The organism is Methanolacinia paynteri (genome assembly GCF_000784355.1).
In the GTDB taxonomy this organism is placed as follows: domain Archaea; phylum Halobacteriota; class Methanomicrobia; order Methanomicrobiales; family Methanomicrobiaceae; genus Methanolacinia; species Methanolacinia paynteri.
Genome location: NZ_KN360935.1, coordinates 17,795 through 23,214 on the forward strand (window position 1 = coordinate 17,795; position 5,420 = coordinate 23,214).

Annotated in this window: 7 protein-coding genes and 1 pseudogene; 3 read left to right on the forward strand and 5 right to left on the reverse strand. The window is 48.7% G+C overall.

Annotated features, from left to right (window positions below; genetic code table 11):
• Together METPAY_RS15500 and trpA are read left to right on the forward strand one after the other, a co-directional pair.
• Window positions 1-222, forward strand: a pseudogene (locus tag METPAY_RS15500) (tryptophan synthase subunit beta); the annotation flags it as partial.
• A gap of 11 nt (window positions 223-233) precedes the next feature.
• A complete protein-coding gene (gene trpA / locus METPAY_RS09325; RefSeq protein WP_048151746.1) occupies window positions 234-1,019 on the forward strand; it encodes a tryptophan synthase subunit alpha in 786 nt (261 codons plus the stop codon).
• A gap of 36 nt (window positions 1,020-1,055) precedes the next feature.
• Here the strand turns inward: trpA and METPAY_RS15635 are convergent, their stop codons facing one another.
• From METPAY_RS15635 to METPAY_RS09345, 5 genes are all read right to left on the reverse strand, one after another.
• Complete coding sequence (locus tag METPAY_RS15635) at window positions 1,056-1,184, reverse strand: hypothetical protein (RefSeq protein WP_281174097.1); 129 nt, start codon at window positions 1,182-1,184, stop codon at window positions 1,056-1,058.
• A gap of 456 nt (window positions 1,185-1,640) precedes the next feature.
• A complete protein-coding gene (locus METPAY_RS09330; RefSeq protein ID WP_048151706.1) occupies window positions 1,641-2,726 on the reverse strand; it encodes a PDDEXK family nuclease in 1,086 nt (361 codons plus the stop codon).
• Between the two features lie 61 nt (window positions 2,727-2,787).
• On the reverse strand, window positions 2,788-3,324 hold the full coding sequence (locus tag METPAY_RS09335; RefSeq protein ID WP_048151708.1) for a hypothetical protein: 537 nt from the start codon (window positions 3,322-3,324) through the stop codon (window positions 2,788-2,790).
• A gap of 151 nt (window positions 3,325-3,475) precedes the next feature.
• Window positions 3,476-4,585 (reverse strand): FIST signal transduction protein, encoded by a 1,110-nt coding sequence (locus tag METPAY_RS09340; protein WP_048151710.1) that lies wholly within the window; start codon window positions 4,583-4,585, stop codon window positions 3,476-3,478.
• A 12-nt stretch (window positions 4,586-4,597) separates the two neighbouring features.
• Window positions 4,598-4,798 carry a hypothetical protein gene (locus METPAY_RS09345; RefSeq protein WP_048151714.1) on the reverse strand — a complete coding sequence of 67 codons (201 nt, stop codon included), beginning with the start codon at window positions 4,796-4,798 and terminating at the stop codon, window positions 4,598-4,600.
• A 229-nt stretch (window positions 4,799-5,027) separates the two neighbouring features.
• Between METPAY_RS09345 and METPAY_RS15505 the strand changes: the two genes are divergently transcribed.
• A partial coding sequence (locus METPAY_RS15505; protein ID WP_245611595.1) for a cation-transporting P-type ATPase occupies window positions 5,028-5,420 on the forward strand: 393 nt, incomplete at its 3' end.

Consider the following 5,420-nt stretch of genomic DNA (forward strand, 5'->3'; position numbering starts at 1 on the left):
AGGGTGGATTACAGGATGGCGGCGGACGACGATGTCCTGGATGCGTTTGCGTACCTCTCGAAGAAGGAGGGGATCATCCCGGCGCTGGAGTCAGCACATGCGGTATCATACCTTATGAACAACTCGTCGGAGTTTGATAAAGACGATATCGTTGTCGTATGCCTCTCGGGAAGGGGAGACAAGGATGTGGCAAGGGTCGCGAAACTTTCGGGGGTAGTCTGATGGACAGTTCGATGAATCGAATAAAAAATGCATTCTCGAAACCGGCGTTTGTCGCCTACATGGTGGCGGGCGACCCGGATACAGAGAGATCGAAGATCGTCGCCTCGGCCCTGGTGGAAGGCGGTGCGGATATCATCGAGGTCGGAATCCCGTTCACGGACCCGGTGGCGGACGGCCCGGTGATCCAGGCTGCGGACGGGAGAGCTCTCTCCTCGGGAGCGGTTCCGGCGACTGCATTCGAGATCGCGGGCCATATAAGGAGCATCTCGGAGGTCGCGATCGTGATCTTCACGTACATTAATCCTATAATCAGGATGGGTTTCGACAGGTTCTACGCCGAGGCGAAGGCGAACGGTGCGGATGCGGTGCTCATCGTCGATATGCCGGTCGAAGAATCCGAAGAGGCGTTAGAGGCAGCCGAAAAGCACGGACTGGCACAGATCTTCCTTGTCTCGATTACGACGAGCGAAGAGAGGATGAAGAAGATCGCGGGAAAGGCGAAAGGTTTTGCATATCTCATCTCCGCCCTTGGGACGACCGGACAGAGAGACAAGATCCCGGACGAGGCGCTCGATCTTATCGCAAGGGCGAAGAAGACCTTCGACATCCCTGTCGTCGTCGGTTTCGGGATCTCGGAGCCTGAGAACGCGAAGAAGATGATCGACGCGGGTGCAGACGGTGTCGTCGTCGGCAGTGCGATCGTTGCGGCGGTCGGGGAGAACCTAAAGAGCGACGATGCGATCTATGAATCGGTGAAAGGGCTTGTTGAGAAGATTAGGTCAGGGATAGTTCATTAAAAAGCGGAATAAAGACGGGTGTGAAAACCTTCGGGCTTACTCATCCCCGACTATTTTCCAGTAGCCGCCTTTTTTCGGGCCGACACGTTCAAGACGCCCCGAATCCTTCAATTTCCTGATCTGCCATTCTATTCCTTTCTGCGTAATTCCGATCCGACGGGCCATTCTCCATGCTTATGGACGGATCGGTTGAGACCAGGGAGAGGATTTTAGTGCTGGTGTCTTCCCTAGTTTCTTCCTGTCCCACACTATCTGGCCTGCGGATTATCGATTAAAATATTTTTTTGGCTTTTCGCTGTTTCATGTGGCAAATAATTTCAGGATACTGCTATATTGCTTACATATCCTACCCTGGCAACCCCGGCACCGGCGGCTAAGCCGCCGGACGGCCCCTGCCCAGGGGCCTTGCCCTAAGATAATCATCTCATGGCACGCTCAGGAGACCAGCAAGGGTCTCCCGAGCTGTTGAATTTAATTTATATCCCGTTTCCGTACACACCATGAGTTTACCGCGGCTCGCGGCGAGGGGTTGTCAAAATCTCGTAAAGAATATCCGGTCCGGTATCGAGTAAAGAAGAACAAAAATAATTTTTTTTTAAGCGAGAAAATCGAATCTGCCGGTCAGTCATCAAGCCTGAAGCGTTCGGTCAGTTTATCCAGGGTAAATTTATTTTTTAATTTGAATGCACTGTTCTGGTTTGCCATTAATCCTTTTTCCCAGAACGGTTTTTCTTCCGGGAGATGCTCCAGCCACCTTACCCGGACGGCATAATAGCAAAGATCAGGATCGTCCAGGTTGTTTCTCAATGGTTCATATTCAAGAGGCAGATCCAGGATCAGCACTTCTTTGTCTTCATGCCGGACATAGAAATCCTTTATCGGAACACTTTCAGCAAGCACTTCTCCTACTGCAAGATATCCTTTTTTCGGGATCATGGCAAATATGCGGGCACCGGGAAATAGATTATCCAGTGTCTTGCTATACCACACACCGCCTCCGGCCGTAAAAAAATTGTATTTTATTAGATCATTGTAGGATGATTTCCCGTCGTTCACATCGATATTCACGACGAAATCCCTGCCGTTCCACGGCTCCGATTTTATCTGATTTTTTGAATGGCTGAGTTTTTCTTCCGCCTCTTTGGGATCTATGAGCCAGCTTCGCGAGAGATATTCCGATCCTGAATCCGAGAAGAACCTGAAAAAGGCGACATTAACCGGGACGTTATAATTATCCGACAGATAATTGAGGATGCGTTCGGTCTCGTTGTCAAGTTCGGAGCACACAATTATCATATCGTGCTCCTGGTTGATCTTTTCAGGAGGGGAAGTCCCGAACTTCTCATCGAACAGCGATTCGAACTCCTTGTCATTATAATATTCATCGCAGATCTCTTTCAAATCCGTGTACGAAAGATCTTTTATCCACGATGCATAATCGAGAACCTGGGCGATGACCTCACGGGGAGTTTTGTTCTTTTTCAACTCGATTATCGTGATCTTCCCTGTTTCATTGATACCGAGCATATCTATCTTTTTCCCGAAACCGGTCAGTGTCTGCCGCCCGATCAACAGGAGATTGTTGTCAAGTATAGAAAGATCCCCGCAAAGGATATCTTCAAGTCTTTTTTCAGAATCAATAGAGGAATATTCAACCTTTTTGACATTATCGGAAGAGACATTCCAGATTCCCACCTCAATCGGCATATGATTCAACTTTAGACAAAGAAGATGTAAAAATTTTTGATTATTATGTGTTACGTCCGGATCAAAGGGAACCGTATGTATTCATAAGAAAAATAAACGGGCTGAGTGCCAGGCACACCACGGAGACCATCATTGACGTTCTCTTCAGTATTCCCCCCAGTCCCGCAACGCCGAGCGCCACTGCGGGAATAAAGTGCATTCCGATTGATGCGGAAAATGCCGCCGTTATAGTGCCGGTGATTTTGTCCGGCGAGATGGCTGTTACCATGATCTGTATCATTGGAACGATCAGCCAGAAGATAATGAAGGGAACGATGAACGAAGCGATGAATACTTTATACCGGAAAGATACGAAAGAGTCCTCTGTTTCCGACAGTTTCTCTTCATCGAAGAGACCGGTACCGCCTGTCCCGAGATAGACGATCAATATCGGGGCGACGAAGATTACCAGATTGAGATCCGCATTATAGATCCCGAATCCGGTTACAAGCACCGAAGATACAGTCATAAACGCGATCAGCAAAAGGGCGGTCAGCACAATCCGGAAAATAAAATTGTTTCTCAGGTCAGTCGAGATATAATTAGTAAATTTATTCATAATGCTCTCTTCCCTGCTGAAATATTCCCGGGCCCTGAATTATACTCTGTTTGACATGAAATATAAACAGTCCCGAAAAGTGATTGGGGTGGGGTGAGATGAGATGAAAACTGGATTTAATATTAGATGAGAGATGAGGTGAGAGAAAATCTCACTTGAAGACCAGCATCGTTGATGTCTGGTTTATGTGGCCTATGTATTCCTCGCCGTAGGTGCTGAAGCCGATCGCGGGAATGTCCCCGAACACCGCACCGTATTCGGCGGTCTTGCCGGTTGCTTCGAGCTCCAGTGTCCTGAGAATGCAGTGGAAGTTGATCAGGCCCGAGATATTTTTCAGCTCGTTCTTTTTCTCTTCGACCGCATCCTTCGTGCTGCTGACGATGTCCCCGGCCTTTAATATATTCAGCTCCATGCCTTCGATAATGTTGCAATAAAACCTGACGACCGAACCATCGACGATCTGCTGGGGGCTCCTGACGAAGATGTCGTCATCCGTGATTACACCGATCGGATGGCTCATGAACAGTTCGGGAAGTTTTTCGACCGTCACTCCGAGCTGCGCCGCATATTCCTCTGCCGCAGGTTTCCCGTTGAACTCGATTACTTCACGGGTCTCTTCGTTGACCTTCGTCGCAGTCATCGTCTTGTCAAGTGCGGTGAAGCTCTGGGTCTTTATAATATCGAACCCGTTCGCCGGTTTGATCACCGCGAGAACCGCAGCATTGGTATACGGCTTTCCGTCCGCAAACACCCAGGTCTTCTCGAATTTCACGTCATCGCCGGCAGAACCGCCGATGAACGTCACATTCGTCAGGTCGCCGATCCTGTCCATCACCTTCTCCTCTGAGTTGCTGAGCCCGTCGACGATGATAATCCCGACATATTCATCGAACTCGAGATCCGACATGGGTTTTCCGAAATATTTCCCTAAGGACTGAAACGCCTTTTCGATGTTTTTGGTATCCGCCGGATCTTCGACGACCTCAAAGGATATATCGGATATCATTTCGGAAGAAAGGCCCATCGCGACAATGGAATTCTTGAGCATTTTGCCGCTGATAATCTCTCCTGCCGTCGTGCAGCCAATTACGGTCGCACCCGGGAACTTATCCTTCACGAGCTTTGCGGTTTCTTCCGGAGGGTAAATGGAAGACGAGAAAAAGATCACCGCTTTCAGGTCGGCCGTTCCGAATTTATTTTTTATCTCTTCGATTGCTTCACTGACGTCTGTTTTTTCCGAATATGCTGTTAATGCCTTCATAATATCTCCTCTCTAAAGGGTGATTCCCATCTCCGTCGCTACGGATCTGATCTTCGCGATAACCTCCGGGTCGTCATCCGAGTGGCTGTCATATTTTTTGGGATTTATACCCTTGAGGATCAGTTTCGTCCTTGTCGTCGTGGCGACGGTCGGGTTGCCCCCCGATTTCAGCTCGATCAGCTTGTCGATCATCTGAATAATTTTTCCTGACATAGTATTACCATTGAAATTATTTGCAACATTGCTATAAAAATATAATCAAATTTTTTCATCAATATTGCAGATTAAGTAAACATTTTTAACATTGCCAAATGTTTTTGGGAAATTTTATTCATTCCGAAATGCTGATGCTTCAGGGTGTTCCGGATTGTAATGCAACAAAAAACTCCTTGAAACTGCCCCGGCATAACCGTTATCAGCAATAATGAATAACTGCTGAATAATGGCCGGAGATCACGGGGGACAGAAAGAATCGTGGTGCACGCTCGATGCCAACGCGGTCATGGAGAGGCTTGCGACATCTCCCGGAGGGCTGACCGCGGACGAGAGGAGACTGAGGCTCGCCGAGTACGGACCGAACGAGATTAAAGAGGAGAAAAAAGTCTCGCCTCTCGTCGTCTTCCTGAGACAGTTCCGGAGCATACTCATCGGAATCCTGATCGCCGCAGCTGTCGTCTCGATCTTTCTTAACGAGATCGTCGACACGATAGCCATCCTGCTAATCGTGATACTTAACGCAGTAGTCGGTTTCGCGAACGAATGGCAGGCGGAAAAGGCGATCGACGCTCTCAAAAAGATGCTCGGCTTAAGGGCGACGATCCTCGTCGACGGGACC

Excerpts from the sequence above, each read along its gene's own strand:
- trpA (WP_048151746.1), top strand. The coding sequence starts at position 234 with ATGAATCGAATAAAAAATGCATTCTCGAAACCGGCGTTTGTCGCCTAC.
- METPAY_RS15635 (WP_281174097.1), bottom strand. The coding sequence starts at position 1,184 with ATGGCCCGTCGGATCGGAATTACGCAGAAAGGAATAGAATGGCAGATC.
- METPAY_RS09330 (WP_048151706.1), bottom strand. The coding sequence starts at position 2,726 with ATGCCGATTGAGGTGGGAATCTGGAATGTCTCTTCCGATAATGTCAAA.
- METPAY_RS09335 (WP_048151708.1), bottom strand. The coding sequence starts at position 3,324 with ATGAATAAATTTACTAATTATATCTCGACTGACCTGAGAAACAATTTT.
- METPAY_RS09340 (WP_048151710.1), bottom strand. The coding sequence starts at position 4,585 with ATGAAGGCATTAACAGCATATTCGGAAAAAACAGACGTCAGTGAAGCA.
- METPAY_RS09345 (WP_048151714.1), bottom strand. The coding sequence starts at position 4,798 with ATGTCAGGAAAAATTATTCAGATGATCGACAAGCTGATCGAGCTGAAA.